We start from the raw sequence: 16,310 nt of genomic DNA on the forward strand, positions 1-16,310 counted from the left end.
TTTTCTCCCCATGAAATCGAGCGTTTTCATTTTTCTATTATATCACTTTAGATACATAAAAGAGAGGAAAGTTTATTTTTTGATTGAGGAAAAGAGGTCAATTAGTGCAATAAATTTGCAGAATTTTGGCTCAAAGCATAAGGAAATTTATCTTTTGAGAAGCAATTTGGATTAGGAACAATGCCCAAATCAAAATGAAGCACACCACCAGCCATTAATTGAGAATGGTTTAGAAAACTTTCTTTGACAGGAACATGATCCATTTTTACAGCATTCACATACAATTGCTGTGCTTGATTTGGCATTGCCTCAATGGTCAATGTATTTCCAGAAGAGAGGTGGAGTGTTGCTTTATCCCAAAGCGGCAAACCAATCACATACTCACCAGACCCTGCTGTGATAGGATAAAAACCAAGACTTGAAAAAACATACCATGCCGCCATTGTTCCATTGTCCTCATCACCTGGATACCCCTTAGTACCATCATTAAACGTTTCTAACATGAGATTTTTAAGCAGTGCAGTTCCCATCCAAGGTTTGCCAATATAGTGAAACAAGTAAGGATAGTGAAAACTTGGTTGATTGGAGATGGCAACTTGACCAAATTCTAATGCCGCCATTTCACTCATTTCATGAATCTCAAAACCGTATCCCTCAACATTAAAATCAGGGCGTTGATTGCAAAGTTCAATGAGTTTTTTTTCAAAGGATTCCGCTCCACCATGCAGCAAAACAAGACCAGAAAAATCATGTAAAACAGACCACGATGTTTGCCAAGCAGAACCCTCAGCGTAATCACGTCCCCACCGTGTCGATAGAAAATCCGCTCTAAAATGGCCTAATTGATCTTTTGCTCTCATGAACCCCGTTTTCTGATCAAAAAGATTTTTGTAATTTAGCGCTTGTTTTGCATAAAATTTTTCTTTTTCCTGATCTGAGACAACCTTGGCCACGCGTGAAATACAAAAATCTGAAAACGCATAATCCAGTGTATGATTGACGGATTCATGAACGTCCATCGGCACATAACCAAGATTTAAATATTTTAGCGGTGAGGTGCGCCCGTATTTAGGATCATGGGAAGGTGTCGTTGCTGCTTTTGTCATTGCTGACAGAAATTCTGGCATCAAATCAAGTCGAATTCCTTTTATAGCGGCATCAGCAATCACCGCATCAATCAGCGTTCCAGGCATTAATCCACGCTCATCAGGAGAAAGCCATTTTGGTAAGTAACCAGACGCGTGATAAGCATTCAAAAATCCTTCCAGCATATCACCATATTTTTCGGCAGCAATTAAACTGTAAAGCGGATATACAGTTCTAAAAGTATCCCAAAATCCGTTATTCGTATAAAAAGGGCCAGATTTAACCGTTTTTGAAGTGGTGTCATAATGAATTTTTTCATGGTTTTCATTCCATTCATAAAAAGTCTGTGGAAATAAAAAAGTGCGATAGAGATTATGATAAAATGTGGACACTTGCTTGTGATCGTGATGAGTGAGCTCAATGCGAGAAAATAGATCATTCCAAGCATCTTCTGCATGAGAAAGATAAGTTTCAATTGACCAATGATTTTCACGTTCAAGATTTAAATGGGCCTGTTTAAAAGAAATAAAGGACGTTCCAAAGCGAACATTTTGTTGCGCAACACTTCCAAATCCAATCTTGATTGCTCCGTCAGTGCCTGTATAAGTTCTGTCAGTACTGACAGAACAATTTTTTTCCCCGTCAGGATGAATCTCGACTGCAGTGTCAATAGAAATTGGAAAATCAAATGATAATCGAACATAAAATTTGAGTGATTTATCTTCTGAATCTGCGTAATTGATGACAAAAAATTCGATTGTTTTCTCATCTATTTTTTTCAGCTGAAATTGACCAGGCAAAGTTAAAAGCAACCCATTTTCTTTTTCAGAAGGATTTTGAAATGCCATCGCTAAAATTCCTCCATACATAGAAGGAACCAAGCGAGACTTAATGCGATAACGTAATGACGTAATGTCAAGACAGGCAGGATTAAATATTGCTTCATCTGCTCGATAAGAAGAAGTAGCGTGCCACAAAGAATTTCCGCCTAAAAATCCCGAAAAAGGGGTCAGTGTAAAATGTGAGAAATCACCCATCCAAGGTGACGGTTGGTGAGTCAAACGAAATCCTTCAAACGTGCGATCCTCAGGATGAAAAAACCAAGCACCTCGACTTTGTGCTGTTGAAGGAGTGAAATAATTCATTCCCCAAGGCACTCCAGTATAAGGCAAACAATTCCCATGTGAAAAACTTCCAGAATTTGCAGTTCCGTGACGCGTATCAATGTGTTTGATGTCCATATTTTTACCTCATTTAGCAATCATTTTAAAGTCGTATTTGTAGTGATAGATGATGTCGATTGACGCATCATCAATTGAACAGAAATATAAGTATCATCAGGAATCACTCCTGTTTCAATCCATGTCATTAACACCCGTCCAGCTTCTGCACCAATCCGATTGAAATCTTGTGCAATCGTTGTAAGCGGAGGATTAGAAAGACCTGCCGCTTGAATATCATCAAATCCTACGATGGATAAATCATTTGGAATATGGAATCCAGCGTTTTGTAATTCTGTCATCAGCCCAAGTGCGATCAAGTCGTTTTCGCAAATCATTCCAGTGAGTCCAGACGTTTTGACATAATCCACAATAACACGCGCATTAGATGCTGGATCATTATAAGGCGTATGAAAATCAATTGAAGAGTGATTGAGTGCATCAATATAACCGAGATAGCGATTTCGTGTGGTCTGAGGATGATGGATCTCATCGCTCATGATAAATCCAATGCGCGTGTGTCCTGCATCAATCAACGCTTGAGTGGCAAGAAAACCGCCAGCTTTATTATCAGACATGACACAAGGAAAATCCAATCCATAAATTTTTTTATCTAAAAGAACAACAGGGAATTTTATCGTCGAAAGTTCAAATAAAGCATCTAAAAATTCATCAGTGTTTAGCGGATAAAATACAAGACCATCAAAAGTTTCAGCAATCGTTTTTACCGGTGTTTCTCTTAAATAATCTCCATTTGTAATAAAAACCGTATATCCAAATTGCTTCACATAAGGAATCAATCCAACAGTGAAATCACCAAAAGTACTTTCTCCAAAAGGGAGGATAAAAAGAATTTGCTTTGTCGTTTGCGATAACGTCTTTTTTTCGGAATTTTTTTTGACAAATGACCCTTTTCCTCGCGTTCGACTGACTAATCCAATCTGTTCGAGCTCATTAAGGGCACGTTTTGCAGTAATTCGGCTGACATGGTAAGTTTCTGAGAGTTCCAATTCCGTCGGCAATTTTTCTCCCACTTCAATTTTATGAGTGAGAATTTGATCTTTTAAATCTTCTGAAATTTTTTGGTATAAGGGAACAACCATTTTCGACCTCCTTCATATTAATGATATACCAATTATAACCTTTTTTTATAAAAAAACAAGTAAAAAAAGAGAAAACAATCAAAATAATACGTTTTTCCATTGACAAATCATAAAAATAATACTATAATTCATTTTGAAAACGGATTTAATATTAAAAAAGATATACCAAAAGGAGACGCAATGTCAAAATTAGCTTTGGGGAGCATTAGATTTGGAGAGTGTTTAATTTTCACAGGGAAATTACAACTTTACTGGTTTTTAGTCGTCTTTCGTTATTTTATCTGTGGGGGAATTTATCCTGCCACAGCAGCTGTGATTCACTATTTGATCAAAAGTTATGAAGGAAATCAAGAAGCGCATCAATTGAATTGGAAAAATTTTTTGAGGACTGCTCAAATTAATTTTAAACAAAGCAATCAAGTGGGATTTTTGAGTGGTTTTATTGGTGTCTTTTTATATGTTGATCTTAGAATCGCACTCGTTTTCACAAGAAATATTTATGTTACGGGATGTTTGGGCGTGTTACTTTTACTTTTTATTGGGACATTTCTTTATCTTATTCCAAGTATTGTAAGATATCGTCTTACGCTAAAAGATAGTTTTCGACAGGCGTTTTTCTTACTCCTTGTCAATATTCCAAATACGATTGTGATGTTGATTGGGATGGGAATCGCACTTGTTACGAGCTTTTATATTCCACTATTAGTTTTGGTTCCAGTTCCTTTATTTCTATTAGTTAATAGTTGGTTTGCCTATCAAGGAATGAGAAAATTAGAGAAAGCGAATGAAAAATGAAAATTTCAAAAAAAGGGGTCATCCTTCTTGTGCTCACGTGCTGTGGCTTTGTTTTTTTGCTGGCGCACTATGGAAAAAATGCGGATCAAGCACTGCCCCAACCCTCCAATCTGATGCATTTAAGTAAAGAAGGAGAAGCGACAAAACGCATTTATGCCAAAACCATCACCGCAACAAATCAAAAAGACATCAGCAAATATGTATCCTACCTTGTGCCAAAAGCAAGAAAAAATACAACAAAAGCACTTTCTCAATTTTTTGAAAAACAAACCGTCAGAAACACGCTCCTTTCCTACCGTGTGTTAAAGTCAGCAAAGGGACATTTATTAGCAGAAGCAAAAGTGAAAAGCATCAATCAAAGCGGAACTCAAAAAAAGTACCGCGATAACATCACGACAATGAATATTTCGTATGTCAAAACACACGGAAAATGGTTAATTGATCTAACAACTGCAACGAATACACAGCTCTTAAAGTAAGCATCACGAATAAGAAGTCTTAATTTTTAAGACTTCTTATTTTAATAATATATCTATTGAGCAAATCATAAAAAAGTCTATTAAAATCATAAAATGAAAAATTAGAAATAATTTAAAAATAATTTTTGTATAAATACACGTAAATCCTTTATTTAAAGGAAAGCTAATGTCATAAAAAAATAAAATATATTTTATGTTTAGCGCTTGCAAAATAAAAAGAAAGTGCTATTATAGAGATAAAGATATACCAAATGAAATTTATATCATGTTTTGTTGAATTTGATATATCAAATGAAATAAGGACTTAAAAAAGGAGAAGCCGAATGTTAGCAGAATCATCGATCACATCAGGTCATCACACATCAAAAAAGACTAAAAACAAGAAGCTCAAAGCCCCAAAAAAGAAATTTTCTTGGAATTTAGTGCGACAGCATTATCAACTCTATCTTTTTATTCTGCCAGCGTTCCTATTTTTTCTGGTCTTTTGCTACCAACCCATGTACGGTGTGATTATCGCATGGAAAGATTATAATCCAGCGCTTGGCATTTGGGGAAGTCCTTGGGTCGGATGGACTTATTTTGAGCAATTTTTTCATTCTTATTTTTTCTGGGAGTTAATTCGAAATACTTTGGGGATCAGTATTTACTCCCTTATCGTTGGATTTCCTTTACCCATTATTTTAGCGCTTTCGCTCAATGAATTGAAAGATGGGTTTGGAAAAAAATTTGCACAAACGATTACTTATGCGCCAAATTTTATTTCAACGGTTGTTATTGTAGGAATGCTTGTTGCATTTATGAATCCTCAAACAGGGATTATTAACACGATAATTCAATTTTTTGGTGGACATCCGATTGATTTTATGGAAAATCCTGCGTGGTTTAAGACGGTTTATGTTTTATCAGGCGTTTGGCAATCTACGGGATGGAGTTCGGTCATTTATATGGCTGCTTTAGCTGGAGTTGATACTCAACTTCATGAAGCAGCAATCATTGATGGAGCTTCACGTTTGCAACGCGCGTGGTACATTAATTTACCAACGATTGCGCCAACAATCATTATTTTACTCATTATGAGTCTGGGACAACTCTTAAATGTAGGATTTGAAAAAATTATCTTAATGCAAAATCCTTTGAATCAATCCTCATCAGATGTCATTTCGACGTTTGTTTATCGTGCAGGACTGCTCAACGGACAGTATTCATTTGCAACAGCAGTAGGAGTTTTCAATTCTGCGATTAATGCCATCATATTGATTGCAGCCAATTCAATCACAAAACACTTTAGTGAAAGTAGTTTATGGTAAAAGGAGTTTAAAATGCATACGACACATATTAAAATGTCAAGAGGAGATAAAGTGTTTGTCACGTTTAATTATCTTTTTGTCATTATCGCAACTTTACTTGTATTATATCCTTTGATTTATATTATTAGTGGTTCTGTCTCTGATCCCAAACTTGTGAATAGTGGGGCGATGTGGTTATTACCAAAAGGATTTACATGGGCTGGATACGCTAAAATATTGGCGAATCAAGACATTTGGATGGGGTACAAGAATACGATCATTTATACTGCTGCAACAGTTTTAGTCAATCTCATTGTGACGATTCCTTGTGCTTATACGCTTTCACGTCCAGAACTTTTTGGAAGAAATTTTTTCATCAAGTTTATGATGGTGACGATGTTCTTTTCTGGAGGAATGATTCCATCTTACTTATTAGTGAAGAACTTGGGGATGCTCAATACCATGTGGGCTTTGATTTTGCCAGTAGCTACGAGTGTGTACAACATCATTGTTACACGGTCGTTTTTTGAAACGAATATTCCACGTGAACTTGAAGAATCAGCGATTATGGATGGTGCAAATGATTTTACAATTTTCTTTAAAATTGTACTGCCATTGTCAGCACCAATTATCGCAGTCGTCGCATTATTTGTCGGTGTGGGACGATGGAATGGTTTTATGGATGCTTTGATTTATCTCTCAGATCGAAGCAAATATCCTTTGCAGATGATTCTTCGTGAATTATTAATTTTGCAAGATCTCTCATCAAATTCAACCGCATCAAATACTTCTGTCCAAATGGCCGCATACAAACAAGCACAATTGGCAGGCATCATTAAATATGGTGTCATGATCGTATCGACACTTCCGATTGTCGTTGTTTATCCTTTCTTACAGCGCTATTTTGTAAAAGGAATGCTTGTTGGTTCGCTTAAAGGATAATCAATTTCTGTCAGTACTGACAGAAAATAAAAAGTCTTTAATTTCATCATTTATAAAGGAGTTTTCGACATGAAAACAAATAAAGTTATTTTAGTAGGTGCTACAATCCTTGCCACATTAAGTCTTTGCGCATGTGGAAATTCATCAACCGCGTCAGATCATTTGAATCAATTGACTAAAAACGCAAAAGATGTTTCTAAAACTGGACTTCCAATCGTTAAAAACAAACTCAATTTGTCGATGTTTGCACCAGGTTCTGGAACGAGTGATTACTCAAAAATGGCATTTTTAAAGGATTACAGTCAACAAACAAACATTTCATTCAAATATACGACACCGCCTTCTGCCGACATCGCTACAAAATTAAATTTAGCCTTGGCGTCGGGGGATATTCCAGGAGTGATTTTTGCATCAGCACTCTCTAATGCTCAAGCCATTCAATACGGAGGATCGACTTTAATTCCACTTGAAAAATACATTGATGCGGGATATATGCCAAATTTAAAGAAAATCCTTGCGCATTATCCTGATGTCCGAAAATCAATTACAACACCAGATGGACACATCTATACCTTACCCGCTTTAGGCAATGAGTATAATTTGCAAGATTCCAAATTTGCAAAGCAACCACAACTTTATGAAGGTTCACTCTGGTTTAATGGAGCATGGTTGAAAAAATTAAATTTACAAGTCCCTAAAACGACGGATCAACTTTACACTGTGCTTTATGATTTTAAAACAAAAGATCCTAATGGAAACGGAAAACAAGACGAAATTCCTTTATCATCAACTGGATTACCTTCGCTTAGAAACTGGATCATGAATGCGTTTGGTGTCATGGCTCAAGAACAGCAAGTCAACCAAAAAGGAAAAGTGACATACGGAGCCACAACAAATGGGTATCGTCAGTATCTCTTATTTATGAATAAATTGTACAGTAACGGATTACTTGATAAACAAATCTTTTCTCAATCTGATGATCAAAAAAAAGCAAAAGCAGCAGCGAATACTTTAGGAACTTATACAGATTGGTTTAGCTATTTTACTTCGGGTAAAACGCCGCAACAAGCCATTCTTGATCCGATGGCCGCACCGATGACATCTGATCCTTCGAAAAAAGCAGCATTTGCTGCAACAGATGGAATAACAAACGGAGCGTTTGCATTAACAACAAAATGTATAAATCCTGCAGCTGCGCTTCGATGGGTTGATTATTTTTATTCTAATGCTGGATCACAAGCGCTAAATATTGGTCCTGATCAATCCAAAGGAGGCTATTGGCACTGGGCTACAAATAAAAAAGGAGAGAAAGTTCACGTTTTAAATAAAGGCATTGATCCTGCTAATTCAGAACAAGCGCGTTCTGCTGTGACCCCTGATTATGGAACACAACCTCCAAAAGTGAATGCGCAAACGCCTCTTGTGCTTGCAAATGAAAACGATCCTGAACAACCCGATGCGTTTTCAACATTCATCAATCAAGAAGTCGCAAGTAAAATTGGTCCTGCAGAAGTTGTCGCATGGCCAACACTCTATATGTCAAAAACACAGCAAAATGAGCTGGGTTCCACAATGCAAACCGACTTATTGACTTATGTTCAACAAATGGAGGCAAAATTCATCACAGGTCAAACGAAATTAACAGCTGCAACATGGAAGAGTTATCTCAATACTCTAAAAGGAATTGGCGTTGATAAATATGTTGCGGTACAACAAAAAGCCTATGATACTTGGAAAAATACAAAATAAATCAGCTTCACTCCAAAACAAGTAGAACGAAGCACGTTTTACTTGTTTTTAAAAAGAACATCAAAATAAGATCAACAGATTAAAGTATCAGCAGTTGATTGTAACTGTTGAGGAATAAAAAATGGAGTAAAAATGAACAATCACCTTTCAAAAGGAACGTTAAATTTTATTGATAAGATGGAAAAATTATCAAAAAAAGACCATCCTAAGTGGTTTGAAATCTTCAAACACTGTTTTACAAATACACTTGAAACGACAGTAAAGATTTTACCTGATCAAACGACGTATATTTTAACTGGAGACATCCCTGCGATGTGGTTGCGTGACTCCGTCGCACAAGTGCGTCCTTATCTTGTCTATGCCAAAGAAGATGACGAAATAAAACGGCTCATTCTTGGACTGATCCAACGTCAAATGGATTTTATCATTAAAGATCCGTACGCTAATGCATTTAATGAAACGGCCAATAAAAACGGACATCAAACTGATGTTACGGCCATGCGCCCTGATGTTTGGGAGCGTAAATATGAGATTGATTCACTGTGTTATCCGTTACAACTTGCGTATTTATTTTATTTAAATACAGGGGAGATTACACCGTTTGATCAACGATTTATTGATGCAGTTTTGGCAGTATTAGAGGTTTGGGAGTGCGAAACAAATCATACTCATTCGACTTATCGTTTTGAGAGAAAAGAGGCCAGTCGAGCATCGGATACCTTATCAAATCACGGATTTGGTCCTGATTTTGCGGTGACGGGAATGACGTGGTCTGGTTTTCGGCCGAGTGATGATGCAACACATTATCCTTATTTGATTCCTTCAGAGCAGTTTGCAGTCGTGGTTCTTGGGTATTTGGAAGATATTTTTTCTGAAATCAAACCTGATGAAGCGCTGAGTGTTCGGATTCATTTATTAAAATCAAAAATTCAAGCAGGGATTGATCAATTTGGGCTCATAAAAAACGCGGCAGGAGAAGTGATTTATGCGTATGAGGTGGACGGTTTGGGACATTTTTCTCTAATGGACGATGCAAATATTCCAAATTTGATTTCAAGTCCGTATCTTGGATATTGCAAAAAAGATGATGTGCGTTATTTGAAGACTCGCAAAACACTTTTAAGTCAAGAAAATCCTTATTATTATGAAGGAAAATATTTATCTGGGACTGGATCAAGTCATACACCTGAAAATTATGTGTGGCCCATTGCACTCGCGATGCAAGGCATGACCTCACAAAGTAAATTGGAACAAGAAAAAATACTTGATGTCCTTTCAAATACGGACGCAGGAACATTTTCGATGCATGAAGGAATTGATGTTGATCATCCTGAACACTTTACGCGAGAATGGTTTTCATGGGCGAACATGATGTTTTGTGAACTTATGATGGAGTATTATGATCTTCGGATAAAAATCAATAAAGATTAAATGTATTGAATCAAAAGAAATGGTCCAAAAAAACTTTAATAAATAAGACGCTTTGAGCGCATAGATGGGATTAAAAATGAAGAAAAAGGTTTATATTATCTCTCACTCACATTTAGATCGTGAATGGTACATGCCGTTTGAACAGCACCACATGCGCGTGGTTGAGCTGTTTGATGCAATTATTGAGGCATTTGAAAATGATCCTTCTTTTAAATATTTTCATGTGGACGGACAAACGATTCCACTGGATGATTATTTAGAAGTAAAACCGCAAAACAAAGCTTTAATCATGAAATATATCGCCGATGGACGGTTGAAAATTGGCCCGTTTTACATTTTACAAGATGATTTCCTAATTTCTTCTGAAGCGCATGTGAGAAACACGCTGGTAGGATTGAAAGAAGTTCAAAAATATGGTGGAAAAGCAGTAAAAATAGGTTATTTTCCTGATACTTTTGGAAATATGGGACAAACGCCTCAAATGATGCGAAAGATGGGATTAGAAGCTGCTGCATTTGGAAGGGGAGTAAAACCGACAGGGTTGAATAATCAGGTTGGAGAAAGTTATACGTCACAATATTCTGAAATGAATTGGGTCGGTGCGGATCAGTCAAAAATTTTGGGCATTCTTTTTGCAAATTGGTATTCAAACGGAAACGAAATTCCAGTGGAGAGAGCAGAAGCGCTCAAATTTTGGAATGAAAAACTGGCTGACGCTAAAAAATATGCGTCAACACATCATCTTTTGATGATGAATGGATGTGATCACCAGCCATTACAACGCAATGTGGGACAAGCGATTGCTCTTGCAAATGAGTTGTTTTCGGATTATGAATTTATTCATTCCAACTTTGATGACTATTTGGATGCTTTGAAAAAAGATCTGCCAGAAGACTTGGGAGAGGTTTCTGGGGAGCTGACTTCTCAAGAAACACCAGGCTGGTACACCTTAGCGAATACAGCATCTTCAAGAATGTATTTGAAAAAAGAAAATGAAAAAACGCAAGTTCTTCTTGAAAATGTTGCTGAACCGTTGTTAGTTTTAGCCAATGAGGTCAGTGATTATAAGCCTTTAGATGAACTTTATTATGCGTGGCGATTGCTTTTGCAAAATGATCCACATGATAGTGTGTGTGGTTGTTCAGTTGATGCTGTGCATGAGGAGATGATGACGCGATATGCTAAATCACAAGAAGTCGCAAAATTTGTTCGGGATGAAGCATTAGATCGCATTTCAAGAAATATCGATACCCAAAAATTTGCGCAGGATACATTTCCATTTACACTCTACAATTTAGCAGGAACCAAACGTGTGATGCGTACGCAAGCAAAAATTGAAATTGATCGGGTAAAATTTTCAGAGATGTGGCCGGATAGGGCTTATGAAACACTTGAAGCACGACACACGCCAGATTTTCGAGTAATCGATGCCAATGGCGTGGAAGTGGATGCAAAAATTGATGCTGTAAAAATCGAGTTTGCTTATGATCTTCCAAAAGATGGATTTCGCGTGGCTTATATGGCGAAATATGTGTACGTTTCCGTTTATTTACCTGAAATAGAAGCGCTGTCCTATCGGACATTAGCCCTTGTGCCAAACCATACAAAAAAGACTAACAAATCATCTCACACGTTACTTTTGAAGGATAATCAGCATCTTGAAAACGACTTTATCAAAGCTGTCATTACTGACAAAGGGGATCTGACACTGACAAATAAGCAGACGGGTCAAATTTATCCACATCAATTGGTTTTTGAGGATGTTGGAGATATGGGAAATGAATATATCTTTAAACAAACCGCAGATGCTAAAGCATTTTATTCAACAGATTTTCCTTTTACTGTCGAAAGCGTGGAAAATTCTGATGTTGAGGCGATTGTCAAACTGACCCATCATTTGTGGATTCCAAAATCTGCTGCAAAGACATTAAAAATGGAACAAGAAAAAGTCTCAGACATCACCCAACGTCACTCCGTGAGAGGCAATCAATATGCAGAGCTGACGCTTACGACACTGATTCGCATGACAAAAGACAGTAAAGCACTTGAATTCACTACAACGTTTGATAATCAAATGAAAGATCATCGCTTGCGTGTTTTATTTTCAACGCCTTTAATGACTGAAAATCATGTTGCAGAAAGTATTTTTGAAGCGGTTGAGCGTCCAAATGGAGTCAGTAAAGTTTGGGAGAATCCGACGAACCCACAGCATCAACACGCTTTTGTGAATTTGAAAGATCAAAACAATGGGCTGACGGTTGGAAATGTTGCAGTAAATGAATATGAAATTTTGAATGGAAATACGATTGCGCTCACGTTAATCCGTTGCGTAGGTGAAATGGGAGATTGGGGATATTTTCCGACACCTAAAGCGCAATGTTTGGGAGAATTTTCTGTACGTTTTTCGATTGAGCCACACGCAGATCAATTAGAAGATTATTATCAAACGCTTCAAAATGCTGTCGCGTTGAAAATTCCAGTGGTCATAAAGCAAACTGCTGCTCAACACATTGGTCAACTTCCACCAGATAAAAAAATCGCTGAAATCAGTTCAAATGTCTTTGTTCAAACTGGATTGAAAATTGGGAAAAACGGGACTGGTGTGCTGTTGAGAGGATATTCACTCGATTCAAAAGCACCTCATGCGCTTAAACTTTCTGTGCTCGAAAAAACACCACAACTGACGAATTTAATTGAAGAAAATGAAGAAGATTTCGCAGAAAAATTAAATCCGTCAGAAATCTTAACGACAGTTTGGCATTGAGAAAAAAAGTGGTAAAATAGAATAAGAACGTTTTCATATTCAAATGAGCATTGTCAGCACTGACAGAAATAAAAACCGTGTTCAGCACACTTTGTCAGCACTGACAGAAATAAAACCCGTGTTCAGCACAGCTTGTCAGCACTGACAGAAATAAAAAACGCTAGTTTTTGTCAATCAACAAAAGGAGAAGTAATGATTCAATTTCCAAAAGATTTTTTCTGGGGCGCTGCGACATCCGCTCCACAAACCGAAGGTGCGAGTTTTGAAGATGGAAAATCCGCTAGCACCTGGGATAAATGGTTTGAACTCAATCCTGAAAATTTCAATGCGCATCAAGGACCAGATACGACCTCAGATCTTTATCACCGCTACAAAACGGATCTCGCATTAATGACAGAAATACACATGAATTCTTATCGAACATCCATTGCTTGGACGCGTTTATTGCCAGATGGAAAAACGCTAAATCCTGCTGCAGTAGCGTATTATCGCGATTATTTTTCAGGACTATTAGCGCGTGGCATTACACCCATCATCAATTTGTTTCATTTTGATATGCCGTGGTGGCTGATGGAAATTGGCGGCTTTGAAAATCGCAAATCCGTCGATGCGTTTGCATTTTATGCCAAAACAGCGTTTGAGCAATTTGGCGATTTGGTGAAATACTGGACGACGTTTAATGAACCGATTGTCCATGTTGAATGTGGCTATTTAGGATCAGATCATTATCCAGCCATTCATGATTTCAAACGTGCCGTGCAAGTTGGCTATCACACGCTTATGGCGCACGTTTATGCAGTTGAAGCGTTTCGGAAATTAAATCTTAAAGACGGAAAAATTGGAATCATTTTAAATATCAGCCCAGCCTATGCCAGATCTGAAAGCAAAGCAGATCAGCTGGCAAAAAAGTGCGCAGATGCACTCCTTTGTGAATCCTATCTTGATCCAGCAGTACTTGGAAAATTTCCAGAATTTCTTATCCAATTATTATCAAAAAATCAGCTTTTACCAGACGTTGTCAGTACTGACAACACTAAAATATCCCAAAATACAGTTGATTTTATTGGCTTAAACTATTATCAACCCTTGCGCGTTCAAGCCCCACAAAAAGCGCATGAAAAAGTGAGCGCGCTAAGTGATTTATTTGAACCCTACCTTTGGCCCGAACGAAAAATGAACACCTATCGCGGATGGGAAATCTATCCAGAAGCCCTGTATGATGTTGCACTCATGATGAAAAATAAATACCACAATTTACCGTGGTACGTTTCTGAAAATGGGATGGGTGTTGCGGATGAAACACGATTTCTGGATGAAAATGGAATGATTCAAGACGATTATCGCATTGAATTTATGAAAGCACATCTCAAACAACTTCACAAAGGAATACAAGCTGGATCCAACTGTTTTGGATACCACGCGTGGACCTTCATTGACTGCTGGAGCTGGCGTAATGGCTATCGAAATCGTTACGGATTCTATCAACTCGATTTGGCAGATCATTTCAAAAGAAAAGTGAAAAAATCAGGACTCTGGTTTAAAGCGCTCGCCCAAAGCAATCAACTAGATACAGATGATTTAGATTAGAAAAAAGGAAGAAAAATGTCATTACTCACAATCGATATTGGAGGCACCAGTATCAAATACGCTCACTTTAACGCATCACAACTCGAAGATGAAGGCGCAACGCCCACTCCCAAAACTTTAGACGAATTTTACGAAACGCTCACAAGCATTGTCAGTACTTACAAAAAAAAATATGCACTGACAGGTGTTGCAATAAGTGCTCCTGGCGCTGTAAATAAAGAAACAGGAGTGATTGAAGGAGCAAGTGCATTACCTTACATTCACGATTTCAATATTCATTCAGCACTTGAAAAACGGTTTGCCTTACCAATTTCGATTGAAAATGATGCCAACTGTGCTGCACTTGCAGAAGTAAAATATGGCGTCGCTAAAGGATTGAAAAACGTCTTATTTATCGTTTTAGGGACTGGAGTTGGTGGCAGCGTTGTGATGGATGGAAAAGTACATCACGGAAAGCACCTCTTTGGCGGAGAATTTGGATTTATGCTCATGGATGATACACACACTTTTTCTGAATTAGGAACCACCATTATGATGGCAAAGCGTTACAATGAACGCACTTCACAATCCCTTGATGCCATTGCTATTTTTAATCTCGCTTTTGCAGGAGATCCCATTGCCAAAGAAGAAATGAACATTTTTACGTTCAATGTTGCAAAAGGAATCTACAACCTTAGCTATTCCTTTGACCCAGAGCTTGTCATTCTTGGCGGTGGCGTCTCACAAGCAGACTGGCTCATTCCTGAATTAAAAAAACAGCTCCAAAAAATCATGAATCAAGTCGAAATTGCTTCTTTTATGCCCGAGATTCAACGGTGTTATTATCGCAATCAAGCCAATCTCATCGGTGCTGCAGTAGATTTTTCACAAACCGATTCAAAATAACAAAAACCATAGCATGACGCACCTGTTTTGAGTCACACAATAAAAGGACAGTAATGAAAACATACGGATCAATAGAAGCTGGCGGAACCAAGTTTGTTTTAGCCGTCGGTGATGAAAACAATAAAATACTGAAAAGTACACAAATTAAAACAACCCTACCCGATGAAACCATCAAAAAAACACTCTCCTTTTTCAAAGAAAATCCCGTGGATGCGCTTGGAATCGGATCATTTGGCCCTATTGATATCACACCAGACAGTCCAACATACGGCTATATTACAAGCACTCCCAAAAAGGGATGGACAAATTATAATTTATTAGCAAAAATTCAAAAGGCCTTAAATATTCCTATCAACTTTACCACAGATGTCAATGCAAGTGCGTATGGAGAAATGATTCTTACTGGAGAAAAAAGTCTCGTTTATTTAACCATTGGAACAGGAATTGGTGGCGGCGCTGTTCAAAATGGACAGTTTATTGGCGGATTTTCTCACGCAGAAATGGGACATCAATGGGTTAAACGCCACCCAGACGATCTTGATTTCAAAGGCATTTGTCCTTATCACAACGATTGTTTAGAAGGCGTTGCAGCAGGACCATCTATCGAAGCCAGGACAGGAATACGAGGAGAAGATCTTCCCGATGATCATCCCGTTTGGGAAATCCAAGCTTATTATATTGCTCAAATTGCAATGAATACGACCCTTTCTTTTGCGCCAGACCAGATTATTTTTGGAGGCGGCGTGATGGGAAAACCAGGAATGCTAAAAAAGTTCAGCAAAATTTTATCACGCTTCTCAATGGTTATGTTCGCATTCCAAAAACCGTCGAAAATTATCTTGTCCTTCCACATATCCAAAATAATGCTTCAGCAACCATTGGAAACTTTGAACTTGCAAAACGAATGAAATAAATTAAAGCGATCGAATGCTCAACACACATTCGATCGCTTTTCTTGAGTCAATACAGTTTACAACCTTCTT

The 16,310-nt window shown here is 37.6% G+C and carries 11 protein-coding genes and 1 pseudogene; 10 read left to right on the forward strand and 2 right to left on the reverse strand.

What is annotated here, in order from left to right:
• Positions 1-101 precede the first annotated feature (101 nt).
• Together GHI93_RS08735 and GHI93_RS08740 are read right to left on the reverse strand one after the other, a co-directional pair.
• Positions 102-2,327, reverse strand: a complete 2,226-nt coding sequence (locus GHI93_RS08735; protein ID WP_153496675.1) for a GH92 family glycosyl hydrolase — start codon at positions 2,325-2,327, stop codon at positions 102-104.
• 20 nt (positions 2,328-2,347) lie between these two features.
• On the reverse strand, positions 2,348-3,409 hold the full coding sequence (locus tag GHI93_RS08740) for a GntR family transcriptional regulator (protein ID WP_153496676.1): 1,062 nt from the start codon (positions 3,407-3,409) through the stop codon (positions 2,348-2,350).
• A 180-nt stretch (positions 3,410-3,589) separates the two neighbouring features.
• Here GHI93_RS08740 and GHI93_RS08745 point away from each other — a divergent pair, with 180 nt between their 5' ends.
• The 10 genes and pseudogenes from GHI93_RS08745 to scrK all read left to right on the forward strand — a co-directional run bounded on the left by GHI93_RS08745 (position 3,590) and on the right by scrK (position 16,240).
• Positions 3,590-4,204: a DUF624 domain-containing protein gene (locus tag GHI93_RS08745; protein WP_153496677.1), complete on the forward strand. Its 615-nt coding sequence runs from the start codon at positions 3,590-3,592 to the stop codon at positions 4,202-4,204.
• Positions 4,201-4,683: a hypothetical protein gene (locus GHI93_RS08750; RefSeq protein ID WP_153496678.1), complete on the forward strand. Its 483-nt coding sequence runs from the start codon at positions 4,201-4,203 to the stop codon at positions 4,681-4,683. The genes GHI93_RS08745 and GHI93_RS08750 overlap by 4 nt, the downstream gene beginning before the upstream one ends.
• Positions 4,684-5,006: 323 nt before the next feature.
• Positions 5,007-5,990 (forward strand): ABC transporter permease, encoded by a 984-nt coding sequence (locus GHI93_RS08755; protein WP_153496679.1) that lies wholly within the window; start codon positions 5,007-5,009, stop codon positions 5,988-5,990.
• 12 nt (positions 5,991-6,002) lie between these two features.
• A complete protein-coding gene (locus GHI93_RS08760; RefSeq protein ID WP_153496680.1) occupies positions 6,003-6,911 on the forward strand; it encodes a carbohydrate ABC transporter permease in 909 nt (302 codons plus the stop codon).
• Between the two features lie 69 nt (positions 6,912-6,980).
• Positions 6,981-8,660 (forward strand): extracellular solute-binding protein, encoded by a 1,680-nt coding sequence (locus GHI93_RS08765; RefSeq protein ID WP_153496681.1) that lies wholly within the window; start codon positions 6,981-6,983, stop codon positions 8,658-8,660.
• Between the two features lie 132 nt (positions 8,661-8,792).
• Positions 8,793-10,091, forward strand: a complete 1,299-nt coding sequence (locus GHI93_RS08770; RefSeq protein WP_153496682.1) for a glycoside hydrolase family 125 protein — start codon at positions 8,793-8,795, stop codon at positions 10,089-10,091.
• A 76-nt stretch (positions 10,092-10,167) separates the two neighbouring features.
• The gene (locus tag GHI93_RS08775) at positions 10,168-12,855 is read left to right on the forward strand and encodes an alpha-mannosidase (protein WP_153496717.1); all 2,688 of its coding nucleotides are present in this window, start codon (positions 10,168-10,170) and stop codon (positions 12,853-12,855) included.
• A gap of 192 nt (positions 12,856-13,047) precedes the next feature.
• Positions 13,048-14,442: a glycoside hydrolase family 1 protein gene (locus tag GHI93_RS08780; protein ID WP_153496683.1), complete on the forward strand. Its 1,395-nt coding sequence runs from the start codon at positions 13,048-13,050 to the stop codon at positions 14,440-14,442.
• Positions 14,443-14,457: 15 nt separating this feature from the next.
• Positions 14,458-15,327, forward strand: coding sequence for an ROK family protein (locus tag GHI93_RS08785; protein WP_153496684.1), 870 nt, complete (start codon positions 14,458-14,460; stop codon positions 15,325-15,327).
• A 53-nt stretch (positions 15,328-15,380) separates the two neighbouring features.
• Positions 15,381-16,240: pseudogene (gene scrK / locus GHI93_RS08790) on the forward strand (fructokinase ScrK).
• Positions 16,241-16,310: the final 70 nt, after the last annotated feature.

The sequence above is a fragment of the Lactococcus hircilactis genome (genome assembly GCF_009601015.1).
In the GTDB taxonomy this organism is placed as follows: domain Bacteria; phylum Bacillota; class Bacilli; order Lactobacillales; family Streptococcaceae; genus Lactococcus; species Lactococcus hircilactis.